Annotated in this window: 11 protein-coding genes; 9 read left to right on the forward strand and 2 right to left on the reverse strand. The window is 61.4% G+C overall.

Features of this window, described 5'->3' with window-relative positions:
- Nucleotides 1–24 precede the first annotated feature (24 nt).
- Nucleotides 25–2,160, reverse strand: coding sequence for an intracellular growth attenuator family protein (locus tag ACJ8IM_RS19100; protein WP_033649328.1), 2,136 nt, complete (start codon nt 2,158–2,160; stop codon nt 25–27).
- 444 nt (nt 2,161–2,604) lie between these two features.
- Between ACJ8IM_RS19100 and nudE the strand changes: the two genes are divergently transcribed.
- Complete coding sequence (gene nudE, locus ACJ8IM_RS19105) at nt 2,605–3,159, forward strand: ADP compounds hydrolase NudE (RefSeq protein WP_033636306.1); 555 nt, start codon at nt 2,605–2,607, stop codon at nt 3,157–3,159.
- A 51-nt stretch (nt 3,160–3,210) separates the two neighbouring features.
- Here the strand turns inward: nudE and mrcA are convergent, their stop codons facing one another.
- Nucleotides 3,211–5,769, reverse strand: a complete 2,559-nt coding sequence (gene mrcA / locus ACJ8IM_RS19110) for a peptidoglycan glycosyltransferase/peptidoglycan DD-transpeptidase MrcA (protein ID WP_033654851.1) — start codon at nt 5,767–5,769, stop codon at nt 3,211–3,213.
- A gap of 121 nt (nt 5,770–5,890) precedes the next feature.
- Here mrcA and pilM point away from each other — a divergent pair, with 121 nt between their 5' ends.
- The 8 genes from pilM (at nt 5,891) to ACJ8IM_RS19150 (ending at nt 12,591) form a co-directional block, all read left to right on the forward strand.
- Nucleotides 5,891–6,724: a type IV pilus biogenesis protein PilM gene (gene pilM / locus ACJ8IM_RS19115; RefSeq protein WP_033654852.1), complete on the forward strand. Its 834-nt coding sequence runs from the start codon at nt 5,891–5,893 to the stop codon at nt 6,722–6,724.
- Nucleotides 6,724–7,263: a PilN domain-containing protein gene (locus ACJ8IM_RS19120; RefSeq protein WP_033654853.1), complete on the forward strand. Its 540-nt coding sequence runs from the start codon at nt 6,724–6,726 to the stop codon at nt 7,261–7,263. The genes pilM and ACJ8IM_RS19120 overlap by 1 nt, the downstream gene beginning before the upstream one ends.
- Entirely contained in the window at nt 7,256–7,750 is a 495-nt protein-coding gene (locus ACJ8IM_RS19125; RefSeq protein WP_033654854.1) for a hypothetical protein, read from the forward strand. The genes ACJ8IM_RS19120 and ACJ8IM_RS19125 overlap by 8 nt, the downstream gene beginning before the upstream one ends.
- Complete coding sequence (locus ACJ8IM_RS19130; RefSeq protein WP_033654855.1) at nt 7,743–8,105, forward strand: HofP DNA utilization family protein; 363 nt, start codon at nt 7,743–7,745, stop codon at nt 8,103–8,105. The genes ACJ8IM_RS19125 and ACJ8IM_RS19130 overlap by 8 nt, the downstream gene beginning before the upstream one ends.
- On the forward strand, nt 8,102–9,346 hold the full coding sequence (hofQ, locus tag ACJ8IM_RS19135; RefSeq protein WP_080289923.1) for a DNA uptake porin HofQ: 1,245 nt from the start codon (nt 8,102–8,104) through the stop codon (nt 9,344–9,346). Before ACJ8IM_RS19130 ends, hofQ begins: the two co-directional genes overlap by 4 nt.
- Before the next feature lie 349 nt (nt 9,347–9,695).
- A complete protein-coding gene (aroK, locus tag ACJ8IM_RS19140) occupies nt 9,696–10,217 on the forward strand; it encodes a shikimate kinase AroK (RefSeq protein WP_004391482.1) in 522 nt (173 codons plus the stop codon).
- Nucleotides 10,218–10,323: 106 nt separating this feature from the next.
- On the forward strand, nt 10,324–11,424 hold the full coding sequence (gene aroB / locus ACJ8IM_RS19145) for a 3-dehydroquinate synthase (protein ID WP_033636299.1): 1,101 nt from the start codon (nt 10,324–10,326) through the stop codon (nt 11,422–11,424).
- A 156-nt stretch (nt 11,425–11,580) separates the two neighbouring features.
- Nucleotides 11,581–12,591 (forward strand): SPOR domain-containing protein, encoded by a 1,011-nt coding sequence (locus ACJ8IM_RS19150; RefSeq protein WP_033636298.1) that lies wholly within the window; start codon nt 11,581–11,583, stop codon nt 12,589–12,591.
- Nucleotides 12,592–12,631 lie beyond the last annotated feature (40 nt).

A 12,631-nucleotide genomic window follows, 5' to 3' on the forward strand; every position in this document is an offset into this window, starting at 1 on the left:
AGGGCGGAGGCCCCGACGCCAGGTTCAGGCCATCGGCCGCATCGACATCGGATTGAGCTGCGGATTGAAGCAGCTGTCGTAGTAACGCTGGATATCGGCGACGCGGTGCTGATTGATACGCCGACGCTGCACCAGCCGCCAGGCGTTATAGCCCAGGCTGATGACCACCGCCAGCAACAGCAGGCTGGTACCGAGGTAGCGCCACAGGGTGATCATGTCCGGTTCGCTGTGCAGCGCCACGTGGCGGGTGCCGTTGGCGTCGACGCTGAGGCTGGTGATCACCCCCTGCGCCTGGAACGGGGTATGCAGCAGCAGGGTGGAAAGGCGCTGCAGCTCATTCCACTGGTCGAGGGCGTTGTATTCGCTCTGCGGCGCCGAGGATTGCGGGTGGCTGACCAACTGGCGGCCTTCGTCGCTGCGGATCAGGAAACCGCCCGGCGGCGGGCTGTTGAGCGCCGCGGCGGCCAGACGCGTTTCATTGAAGATGAACGACGACGTGGCCACTTTGGTCAGGCTGTCCAGCGATTCGGCACTTACCGGGCGCAGCAGCACGTTGACGCCTTGCAGCGCGCCGGACCTGGCGCGTTTCACCAAACCGCTCCAGTTTTTGGCGTTACCCAGGTTGACCAGGGCGTTTTTCAACCGCACGCAGTCATTTTCTGCCTGACACAAATCCTGTGTTTTCAGAACGATATCAGAGAAGTCATCCAACAGGATCATGCCGGATTTCTCGATGGCGCTGGCCAACTGCGGGTTGACCTTCTGATCGGCGCCGCTCGGATGCAGCTGGCTGTTGACCGTAGCCAGCAGGGCCGTCGCTTTGTCTATGACTTCCGATTCCGGCTGCGGCAGCGGGGCGGCGTTGTTCCAATAAATGCCGGAGCAGTCGAACGGCGCGAAATTGGCGGCGCCGCCACCGTTGGCCGGCGGCGGCACATAGCACATGCCGCTGCCGCGCACTTTCAGCGTGTCGCCGATGCGCAGCGGCGTGGCCTCCAGCGCCTGTACGCTGGTCACTTCCACTTTTTGCGCGCCCTGCAGCCAGGCCATGCTGAGGGTCAGCGGCAGGTTGAGCGGGATATAGATCAGCAGCAACAGCAGCACCAGCGCCGAGCTGGCGACCAGCACCGCGTTGCGGCCCCACTGCTGCAGCGGGAAGTTCTTCACTTCGTCATGCAGCGAGAGGAAGCGCCCCTGGCGCACCACCTGCCGATTGAGGTAGACGTCCACGTCGGTGGTCTTGCCCAGGTCCTGCGTCAGGTAAGGCTGCCAATGCGGCGGGTAGATAAGATCGATGATGCCGAGCGAAATGTTGCTGATCTGCCCCTGGCCGGATTCGCCGAACAGGCCCCAGCGCTTCGGCGTGCCGCGCAGACAGTGGATCTCCTTCAGCTCGCGTGAGGCCGGGCGACGGAACAGATTCCAGCATCCCCAGGCGATCATCAGCACCGCCACGAAAATCATCCAGGGGATCACCAGTACCGGGCTTATCAGGCTGAAGAACAGCAGCAGCAGCGCAACGGAGATGATGACGGCTTCACGGATGCCGTTCGGCCGGTTCAGCGCATGCTCTTCCGGCGTTTCCTTGCGAATATTGACCAGCTCGACATGCTCACTCTCCTCCTTGCGGATGGACGCGTTTTTGGTCGGCGCGGCGGTCACCACCGGCGGCTGCGGCCGGTCGTGAATATGATCTTTCAGTGAATGCCCGTTGAGCGAAATCACCAGCGGCAGCGTCTGGGTTCTGATCACTTCCACATGGTTGTCGGCGGTGATATACGGCTCCCAGAACGGCGGCAGATGCACCTCTTCAGCGTCGAGGTAATAGCGCCATTTATTGGGATCGTCGCTGGCCAGCCCGTAGCGAGTGATGGCGTGCGTGACGGGATAAACGTTATCGCTTTGCGGGGTGAGCGCCAGCTTGGCCGCGGGCAGCGTAGCGCCGCCGCCGGGCAACAGTTTGTTGCTCAGCTTGTTTTGCTGATTGAGGTAGAATTCGACCGCGGCGCGCTCTTCGTCGGTCAGCTTGCGGTGGGCTGGTTTGATAAACGGCAGCGCGTGCGCCAGCGCCGACGGGTTGCGGGCCTTGAACCACAGGTACAGACCGGCGGCAATCAGACAGACAAGCACTAAGGCCAATATCAACACTATTGTGCTCATGCAATCCCCATCTCACACCGTGAATTTCGCCAACCTGATGAAAAGCTGAATATTATACGGAGTAAACCGCCAGGAGGCACCCAGAACTAATGAGGGAACAAACAGATTCTCGCTCTGGATCTCATTCCTTCATGACGCAAGGCCATTTTATCACTGATTCTTGCCTGCGTGATACTAGCAACCGGCCTCTGCCGTCGATATCGGCATTATCCTATTTTCTTGCACGCTGTTTGCTGAATCAGTACGGAAAATCGCCGGCCGCTGGCTACGCTTGTTAAAAGAAAGTAAATTACTGCTCATGCGCGTTGCGGCGGAGCTTGCCCTTAACGCACAATGTGATCAGGATCGAATTTGGTCAGCGTTTGAGCGCCTACGAGCCGTGCGTTACGCCAATCATTATTTCGGTTGCCCTGTCCACGTCTGGGTAACCTTTTTGAGGCAATCATGGATAAACACCTGCAAAAACCTAAAATTCTGAAAGTGGAAACGGTCGCGCGTTCGCGTTTGTTCAACGTCGAGTCGGTCGATTTGGAATTCAGCAACGGGGTTCGGCGGGTGTATGAGCGCATGCGGCCTTCGGATCGCGAAGCGGTGATGATCGTGCCGGTGATTGGCGATGATCTGCTGCTGATCCGCGAATATGCGGTGGGCACCGAATCCTATGAGCTGGGGTTCCCGAAAGGGCTGATCGATCCCGGTGAGGGCGTGCTGGAGGCGGCCAACCGCGAGCTGATGGAAGAGGTGGGATTCGGCGCGAAGCGCTTTGATTTTCTCAGCAAGCTGACGATGGCGCCATCCTACTTTTCCAGCAAAATGAATATCGTGCTGGCGCACGATCTCTATCCGCAGAGCCTGGAAGGGGATGAACCAGAGCCCCTGCCGCAGGTGCGCTGGCCGATCGCCAACATGATGGCGCTGCTGGCGGAACCGGATTTCCGTGAGGCGCGCAACGTCAGCGCGCTGTTCCTCTCCGAGGCGTTTTTGCGCGCATCGCGCTGATACGCTTCGCGCCGAACAAAAAAAGGGCCAGATTTCTCTGGCCCTTTTCGATCAGAACAGCTCGTGGCTTTCACCGCCTGGATCGGTCAACGTGGTGCCGGTATCGCGCGATGGGTAGTCCGTCGGCTGCGTTCCTTCGATGAAGTACTCGGAACGGCTGCCGCCGCCACCGCCAGAGAGCTTGCCGCTGCTCTTGTCGATGGTGACGCTGATGATGCCCGGCGGCGGCGTGACTTTTTGCTCCGGGATGCCTTCCAGCGCGGTCTTCATGAAGTCGTCCCACGCCGGCTGGGCGCTCTTGGCTCCGCCTTCGCCGCCGGAAATTTGATCCGGGATGGCGCCGGATACCGTCGACCGGCCCAGATCGCGGCGGTGATCGTCGAAACCGATCCACACCGAGGTCACGGTATCCGGGCCATAGCCGGAGAACCAGGCGTCTTTGGAACTGTTGGTGGTACCGGTTTTGCCGCCGATATCATGACGCTTCAGATCGCGCCCGGCGCGCCAGGCGGTACCCATCCAACCCGGTTCGCCGAAGATGTTGCTGTTCAGCGCGTCGTGGATCAAGAAGGCCAGCTGTGTGCTGATGACGTGCGGCGCATACTGTTGATCGCCGTCCTGCTGTACCTGAGCCGGGGTAACCTGCTCCAGCTGCGGCATCGGCACCGTGCTGTTGTTGCCTTCCTGCGAGGTGGCGACGTTTTCGATGTTGTCGTCGGACAGCACTGCCGAGCGGTGGGTGTCGCCGTAGATCACCGGCAGGTTGCAGCTGCTGCACACCACTTTCGGTTTGGCTTCGAACACCGTATTGCCGTTGTCGTCTTCAATTTTGGTGATGAAGTACGGATCGACCAGGTAACCGCCGTTCGCCAGCACCGCGTAGCCGCGCACCAGCTGCATCGGGGTGAAGGAGGCGGAACCCAGCGCCAGCGATTCGGTATGCACGATATTCTGCGCCGGGAAGCCGAAGCGCTGCAGGTATTCCGCCGCGTAGTCGACGCCCATCGCGCGCATCGCGCGCACCATCACTACGTTCTTCGATTGCCCCAGCCCCTGCCGCAGACGAATCGGGCCGTCGTAGGTCGGCGGCGAGTTCTTCGGCCGCCAGTCGGTGCCGGCGCCGGCATCCCAACGGGTGATCGGCAAGTCGTTCAGGATGGTGGCCAGCGTCAGGCCTTTATCCATCGCGGCGGTGTACAGGAACGGTTTGATGTTCGAACCTACCTGGCGCAGTGCCTGCGTGACGCGGTTGAATTTGCTCTGGTTGAAATCGAAACCGCCGACCAGCGCTTTCACCGCGCCGTCGTTCGGGTTGATCGAGACCAGCGCCGAGTTGACATCCGGCACCTGCGACAGCCACCAGGCGTCGTTCACTTTGCGCACCCACACCTGCTGGCCGGCCTGCACCACGTCGGTGACGCGTTTCGGCGTTGGGCCTTGCTGAGTGTCTGAGCGATATGGCCGCGCCCAGCGCATGGTCGCCATCGGCAGGGCAATGCTGCTGCCGTCGGCCAGCATCGCCGTCGCTTCCTGCGGGTTGGCGGCGGTAATCACCGCCGGCGCCAGCGGGCCGTAGTTCGGCAGGTTTTTCAGCGAATCGACAATCTGTTTGCGATCCCAGGCCGCTTCGCCGACTTTCCACAACACGTTGGACGGGCCGCGATAGCCGTGGCGCATGTCATAGGCCAGCACGTTGTTGCGCACCGATTCCTGCGCCGCCAGCTGCAGCCGTTTGGTGACGGTGGTGTAAACCTTGTAACCGTCGGTATAGGCGTTTTCACCGTAGCGCTTGATCATCTCCTGACGCACCATCTCGGAGAGATACGGCGCGGAGAAGCTGATTTCCGGCGCATGGTAATTGGCGACCAGATCTTCGGAACGCGCCTGATCGTACTGCGCCTGCGTGATGTAGTGTTCGTCCAGCATGCGCGACAGCACCACGTTGCGACGGGCAACGGCGCGATCGTGCGAATAGAGCGGGTTGAAGGTGGACGGCGCTTTCGGCAGGCCGGCGATGGTCGCCATTTCGCTCAGGGTCAGCTGGCTGACGTCTTTGCCGAAATAGACCTGCGCGGCGGCACCCACGCCGTAGGCGCGGTAACCCAGATAGATCTTGTTCAGATACAGCTCAAGGATTTCATCCTTGGTGAGCATCTGCTCGATGCGCACCGCCAGGAAAGCTTCCTTGATTTTACGCATCAGGGTGCGTTCCGGGCTTAAGAAGAAGTTACGCGCCAGCTGTTGGGTAATGGTACTGGCCCCCTGTGAAGCGTGGCCGGAGACCAGCGCGATGGAGGCGGCGCGGAAGATGCCGACCGGATCGACGCCGTGGTGATCATAGAAGCGGCTGTCTTCGGTGGCGATGAATGCGTGCACCATCACCGGCGGAATTTGATCCAGTTTCAGCGGAATGCGGCGCTTCTCGCCGTATTGGGCGATCAGTTCGCCATCGGCGCTGTAGACCTGCATCGGTATCTGCAGCCGCACATCTTTCAGCGTTGCGACGTCGGGCAGCTGTGGCTCGACATATTTGTACAAGCCAAAAATCGAGGCTGCTCCCAGCACGATGCAACATACCGCAAGGATTAGAAAATACTTTACGAACTTCACCTGAGATTTCCCATTTCTAAGTCATTTGGGCAGTTTATAAACAACCGCGCGGTAGTATAAAGGCAAGCCTGCGACATGGATATGTTCTTTTATCATCTGATGTTATGGAGGCTTGCGAAACATGTTCCCTCAAGCATGGCAGGTAGGGCTGGATATACAAATCGACTGCGTGCGGGCGGTGGCGGCCCAACGCCGCCGCAACGGCTGGCAGCTGCGCCACTGGTGGCAGCAGGCGCTGCCGCAGGCGGTTTTGCGCGATGGCTGCCTGCAACCTTCCGAATTCCTGATCCGGGCGCTGCGGCAATGGCGCGTCCAGCTGCCGCGACATATTTCCTTACGCATTGCTCTACCGGCGCAACGCGTGTTACAGCAGCGAATGACGCAGCCGGACGCGCGGCTGCGCGAGCCGGAACGCAGCGACTATATCGGTGGCCACGGTTTGAAGCAGTTCCCGCTCGACGGCCAGACGTTGGTGCTCGACTATCGCGCCGCGCCGGCGGATGAGGCGGCGCTGCTGTTGACCGCTGCGCGGCGGCAGGAGCTGCAGCAGTGGCTGCATTGTCTGCGTCAGGCTGGCCTGCATCCGCAAGCGGTCGATATCACCCCCTGTGCGCTGCGCATGATGGCGACGGCGGCAGGCGTGCCGGCCGCTGCGGGGCTGATGCACCGTCTCGAACGAGAATGGCTGTGGGTGGCGCCGGCCGACGGCGCGTTCGCTTTTGGTCTGGCGCCGGGCGACGATGACGCGCAGGCGCTGCGGGCGCTGCAAGCCCAGATGCCGCTGGGCGACGATCGGCCGGTCTATGCCGGCGGCGTGCTGGCGGGAGCCTTGCCCGCCGGTTGCCTTGGTTGGTCGCCGCTCAGCGCCTTCACGCAGCTGCGTCCGCCGTTGCCTGCGCATCCTTCGGCGTTCGCGTTGGCCGGTGGTCTGGCGCTGCGCGAGGAGGATCGCTGATGTATCAGGTCAACTTTCTGCCCTGGCGCCAGCGCCGCGAGCGGCGGCGCGGCTATTTCTGGCTGGGCGTGCTGCTGTTGCAGGTAGCGGCGCTGCTGTTGGCACTGTTCCTGATCGCCGGCCAGATGCGGCATCAACAGGCGCAGCGGCAGGCGCGGCTGGCGATGCTGGGTGAAGATTTGGCGGCATTGACGTTGCTCGTCCGCCAGCAGCAGCAAGAGCGGGCGCAGCGAGCGTTGCACAGTGTCCGCACCGAACGGCAGGCGAGCAACGCCCAACATAACCGGCGTTATTTGCAGCTGCTGCAGCAATTGTCCTCCAGCGTTCCTCCCCCGCTGTGGCTCACGGCGCTGGACAGCGATGCGGCGAACGGCCTGCGGCTGCGTGGATTGAGCCGCTCTCCTGCGGCCATCACGCAGTTCGAACGACGGCTGGCGGGGATGCCTGCGTTGCCACGGCTGCGTTTGGCTGAGGTGGCGCAACGCGAAGACGGCCTGTACTCCTTTCACCTGGCGGCGCGCTGGGGGCGTGATGGATAGCCGTTTGTCATCCGGGCTGCGCTTCTGGCTGAGCTTGCCGGGTTGGCTATTGCTGGTGGCACAAGGGCTGGGCATTGGCGCGTTGGCGCTGTTGGGCGGTGGCTGGATGCTGCAAGACGAATGGCGTCAGCGGGAAAGCGCGGCGGAGCGGCAACAGCGCCTGTTGCAACAGATCGCTATGGTGCAACGCCAACTGGACGAGGTGCCGCAAACCACTATCCCTGCGGCGCCGCTTGCGCCGATCGCCACCGGCGATCTGGCGAGCGTGCTGCAACGAGCGGGGGGCGCCCTGTTGCGCTGGCAGCGGCAGGAAAAACCGCCGCGGCAAACGCTGAGCTTGCGCATTGACTACGCCGGTTTGCTGGTGCTGCTGGAGGCGCTGCCCGCCGATTTGCGCCTCCAGCAGCTGAGCGTGGAGACACCGCCGCAGGGCATGACGGCGCGGTTGGTTTTACAGGATACCGCCGAGGAGCAGGCCGATGAGTAAAAAACCTGGCCGTTGGTGGTGGCTGCTATGGCCGTGGGCCTTATGCGCTGAGCCGCGCGATCCGTTTGCGCCGCCTCCGCTGCCTGCTTGTGCCCAAACGGAGGCATCGCCGGCGGGCTGGCGACTGAAAGGCGTCATCGGGCACCCGGCGCTGCGCTATGGCTGGGTGGTGACGCCGGCGGGGCAATGGCTACGCCTGCGGCCGCAGCAGCGGGTGCTGGCCGAGCGCTGGCAGGTGACGCAGGTGCAGGCGCGCAGCCTGACGTTAACGGCGCTGGTGGCCGAACCGGATTGCCCGGCGAGCCAGGGCGACATCTCGCTCATGATGGACAACAACAAGGATGGCAAACCATGAAAGGACGCGCTGGATTGGGCGTGGCGCTGTGGTGCCTGGCGCTCGGCGCCGCGCAGGCGCAGGATAAACAGCGGGTTTCCCTGGAGTTTCAGGATGCGCCGGTGACGGTCATCCTGCAGGCGCTGGCGGATTATCGGCAGATGAACCTGATCGCCGCGCCCGGCGTGAGCGGCAACCTGACGCTGCGGCTGGAGAATGTGCCCTGGCCTCAGGCGCTGGCGCTGACTCTGCGTATGGGCAAGCTGACGATGACGCGGGAGGGGAGCGTGATGCTGATCGCCCCGGAGCCGGACGCGCAGGAAAAAAAACAGCAGCGAGAAGCGCTGGCGCAGCGGCAACCGCTGCACAGCCTGACCCTGACGTTACAAAACGGCGATGCGGCGGAGATTGCCGAAAGCCTCAATGCCCAACGCGGCACCTTGCTCAGCGAGCGTGGCAGCGTGCTGGCGGATAAGCGCACCAATACGCTGCTGCTGCGCGACACCGCGCCAATCCTGGCGCAGTTGAAAAAACGGGTGACGGAAATGGACGCACCGCTGGCACAGGTGCAGCTGGCGGCGCATATCGTGACCATCAACAGCGAAAGCCTGCGTGAACTCGGCGTGCGTTGGGGATTGGCGCCCGACGACAGGCCGACGCGGCCGCTGCGGCCGGGCAATCTCGGCGTCAACCTGCCGCTGGAGCGCAGCGCGGTGAACGCCGGTTTCCACCTGGCGCGCATCAGCGGGCGTTTGCTGAGCCTCGAGCTGACGGCGCTGGAGCAGGAGAATCAGGTGGAGATCATCGCCAGCCCGCGCCTGCTGACGGCGCATCTGCAAACCGCCAGTATCAAACAGGGAACCGAGATCCCTTACGAAGTGTCGAGCGGCGCCAGCGGTGCGACCGCGATCGAGTTCAAAGAGGCGGTGCTGGGCATGGAGGTGACGCCCAAGGTGTTGCCGGACGGACGCATCACGCTGACGCTGCACATCAGCCAAAATATGCCGGGGCGCGCCATCAGCCGGGGCGCGGGGGAAGCGCTGACCATCGATAAACAGGAGATTAAGACGCAGATCACGGTGAAAAACGGCGAAACCCTGGTGCTCGGCGGTATTTTTCAACGGCATAGTGGCAAGACGGCGGACAGGGTGCCGGGATTGGGCGATGTACCACTGCTGGGGGGCTTGTTCCGGCAAAGCGGCGCGCAACAGAAAAAACGCGAGCTGGTGATCTTCATTACGCCGACCCTGATTAAGGGATAAGCGGCTGCCTGTCGGCCGGGCGGCAAATCTCCTAAAGTTGATGAGCAGATACACTTTTTTATCCCCTTGGGGGGATCTGCGTTTGACGCTGCGGCCGATTTAGCTTACAAGGGTTACCGAATTGAGCACCGAGGTTTTTTGTTAGCGTCAAGACGCCGTTAAAAACATATGGTTTCCCTCCCGCGGCGTGGATTGCGATTTATTCGGTTGCCAAACTACCAAGAGTGTTGAGATAATTTTTCGTCTGATCTCGCACTATCGCTCATGAGGTTTCAGTTTAGGTCCCGCCGCTGATTTGATTGGCGGGGCGGGTTAACATTAACGAATTGTCTTAGTAATACCGAAAAACATGGCAGAGAAACGCAATATCTTTCTGGTTGGGCCTATGGGTGCCGGCAAAAGCACTATTGGCCGTCAGTTAGCTCAGCAACTCAATATGGAGTTCTTCGACTCCGATCAAGAAATTGAGCGACGTACCGGAGCTGACGTGGGCTGGGTATTCGACGTGGAAGGGGAAGAAGGTTTCCGCGATCGTGAAGAAAAAGTCATTAATGAACTGACGGAAAAACAAGGGATTGTGTTGGCGACCGGCGGCGGTTCGGTGAAGTCGCGCGAAACGCGCAACCGTCTGTCCGCGCGCGGCGTGGTGGTCTATCTGGAAACCACGATCGAGAAGCAGCTGGCTCGTACCCAGCGTGATAAAAAACGCCCGCTGCTGCAGGTTGATTCTCCGCCGCGCGAAGTGCTGGAAGCCTTGGCGAAAGAGCGCAATCCGTTGTATGAAGAGATTGCCGATGTCACCATCCGCACCGACGATCAGAGCGCTAAAGTGGTTGCCAACCAGATCATCAACATGCTGGAAAGCAACTGATTGCCGATTTTCGCGTTCGCCGTCGGCCAATGCGGAAAACTGATTTGTGTTCCCCGCTGTTGCGGGGATCAACCACCGCCGCACCATACAGAGAACTGAGCGCGACATGGAGAGAATTACTGTAACGCTTGGGGAGCGCAGCTACCCGATTACCATCGCCGCCGGATTGTTTAACGATCCGGCTTCTTTTATGCCGTTGAAGGCGGGTGAGCAAGCGATGTTGGTCACCAACCAGACCCTGGCGCCGCTTTATCTGGAGCGTGTCCGGCAGGTGCTGGAGCAGGGGGGCGTCGTGGTGGATCAGGTGATCCTTCCCGATGGTGAGCAGTACAAATCTCTGGCGGTGTTGGAGCAGGTGTTTTCGGCGCTGCTTGAAAAACCGCACGGGCGCGATACCACGCTGATCGCCCTCGGCGGGGGCGTGGTCGGCGATCTGACCGGCTTCGCCGCCGCGTGCTACCAACGCGGCGTGCGCTTTATTCAGGTTCCCACCACGCTGTTGTCGCAGGTGGACTCCTCCGTAGGCGGCAAAACCGCCGTCAACCACCCGCTCGGCAAAAATATGATCGGCGCTTTCTATCAACCCGCTTCGGTGGTGGTTGATCTGGATTGCCTGAAAACGTTGCCGACGCGTGAACTCTCTTCCGGCCTGGCTGAAGTCATCAAATACGGGATCATCCTCGATCGCGAGTTCTTCGTCTGGTTGGAAAACAACATCGATGCGCTGATGGCGCTGGATATGCAGGCGTTGGCGTACTGTATCCGCCGCTGCTGCGAGCTGAAGGCCGAGGTCGTGGCCGCCGACGAACGCGAAAGCGGCCTGCGCGCCTTGCTGAATCTGGGCCATACTTACGGCCACGCCATCGAAGCCGAAATGGGCTACGGCGTATGGCTGCACGGCGAAGCGGTGGCTGCGGGCATGGTGATGGCGGCGGAAACCGCGCGCCGTCTCGGCCAGTTCTCGGTTGAAGATATCGAACGCATCAAAGCGCTGCTGCTGCGCGCCGGCTTGCCGGTCTGCGGGCCGCAGGAAATGACGCCGGAATCCTATCTGCCGCACATGCTTCGCGACAAGAAAGTGCTGGCGGGTGAATTGCGTCTGGTGCTGCCGACCGCGATAGGTGCGGCGGAAGTGCGCGGCGGCGTAGGGCATGAGCTGGTGTTGGCGTCGATCGCCGCCTGCCTGCCTGAGCAGCAGCGTAATTAAATCGGACTAAGTAACAGTGGCTTAGCCGCCATTTGCATCTATATTAATACAGTGAGCAGAGCACGACGGGTGTCGCTTTGCCATCATCGGGTTAATCTGCCCGTGCCACGGTAGGTCTACGGTGGTGGGCTTTTGCCTCTAGTTGGAGGGTTTCAGATGGACGAGTTTAAACCGGAAGACGATCTCAGACCTGATAGCAGCGATCGTCGTCCTACGCGTTCGCGCAAGCCGGCCGCCGCGCCGCGCTTCGCCGTTTCGCGCCAGCATTTGATGATCGGCATCGGCATTTTGGTGCTGTTGCTGCTGATTATCGGCATCGGTTCCGCCTTGAAGGCGCCGACCAAGCATGAAGCGGCTCAGGATAGCGGCGCGCAAAACGGCGCGGCCCGCGATATCAACCTGTCCGGTTCTTCGTCGCTGACCACCGCCAATAACGGCGTGCCGGGCGGCACCACGGATACCCATGACAACAACGGCGTGAGCGCGACTCAGCCGCAGCAACCGCAGAACGTCAGCGTTCCGCCGATCTCCGGCACGCCGACCGAAGCGCAAACTCAGCCTCAGCAGGGCGGTGCGCAGCAGCGCGTCGATCTGCCTGGCAACATGGCGGATGCGCTGTCGCAGCAGCAAGGGCAGGTGGATGCCGCGACCCAGGGCATGACCGGCGCAGCCTCGACGCTGCCGACCGCACCGGCGACGGTGATGAGCGGCGCCGCGGCGCGCGAAACGACTCGCCCTGTGCAGGGCACCGCGCAGCAACAGCATAAAACGCCGGCGAAAACCGCCGCCAAGCCGAGCGCGACGCAGCATAAATCACCGACCACGGTGTATACGCCGCCTGCCAAGCCGTCTTCTACCGCGAAAGCGGGAGCGGTCGCCAGCAGCGGCAGTTCGCTGCAGTCTGCGCCAGGCAGCCACTATACCTTGCAGCTGAGCAGCGCTTCGCGTTCCGATACGCTGAACGCCTACGCCAAACAGCAGAAGCTGCAGAACTACCTGGTGTACGCCACCAAGCGTGACGGCAAACCGTGGTACGTGCTGGTAAGCGGCAACTATGCGTCTTCCGCAGAAGCGAAGCGCGCCATTGCTTCGTTGCCGGCGGATGTGCAGGCGAAAAAACCGTGGGTCCGACCTGTACACCAAGTGCAGCAAGATCTTAAAAAATAAATCATTTAAATTTGTGCGCTGATGTGCTGTCTGAAACAGA

Source organism: Serratia sp. CY33525 (assembly GCF_052169115.1).
In the GTDB taxonomy this organism is placed as follows: Bacteria; Pseudomonadota; Gammaproteobacteria; order Enterobacterales; family Enterobacteriaceae; genus Serratia; species Serratia sarumanii.

Coding starts and splice junctions, on each gene's coding strand:
- ACJ8IM_RS19100 (WP_033649328.1), bottom strand. CDS start 2,160: ATGAGCACAATAGTGTTGATATTGGCCTTAGTGCTTGTCTGTCTGATT.
- aroK (WP_004391482.1), top strand. CDS start 9,696: ATGGCAGAGAAACGCAATATCTTTCTGGTTGGGCCTATGGGTGCCGGC.
- ACJ8IM_RS19130 (WP_033654855.1), top strand. CDS start 7,743: ATGAGTAAAAAACCTGGCCGTTGGTGGTGGCTGCTATGGCCGTGGGCC.
- nudE (WP_033636306.1), top strand. CDS start 2,605: ATGGATAAACACCTGCAAAAACCTAAAATTCTGAAAGTGGAAACGGTC.
- pilM (WP_033654852.1), top strand. CDS start 5,891: ATGTTCCCTCAAGCATGGCAGGTAGGGCTGGATATACAAATCGACTGC.
- aroB (WP_033636299.1), top strand. CDS start 10,324: ATGGAGAGAATTACTGTAACGCTTGGGGAGCGCAGCTACCCGATTACC.
- ACJ8IM_RS19150 (WP_033636298.1), top strand. CDS start 11,581: ATGGACGAGTTTAAACCGGAAGACGATCTCAGACCTGATAGCAGCGAT.
- ACJ8IM_RS19125 (WP_033654854.1), top strand. CDS start 7,256: ATGGATAGCCGTTTGTCATCCGGGCTGCGCTTCTGGCTGAGCTTGCCG.
- hofQ (WP_080289923.1), top strand. CDS start 8,102: ATGAAAGGACGCGCTGGATTGGGCGTGGCGCTGTGGTGCCTGGCGCTC.
- ACJ8IM_RS19120 (WP_033654853.1), top strand. CDS start 6,724: ATGTATCAGGTCAACTTTCTGCCCTGGCGCCAGCGCCGCGAGCGGCGG.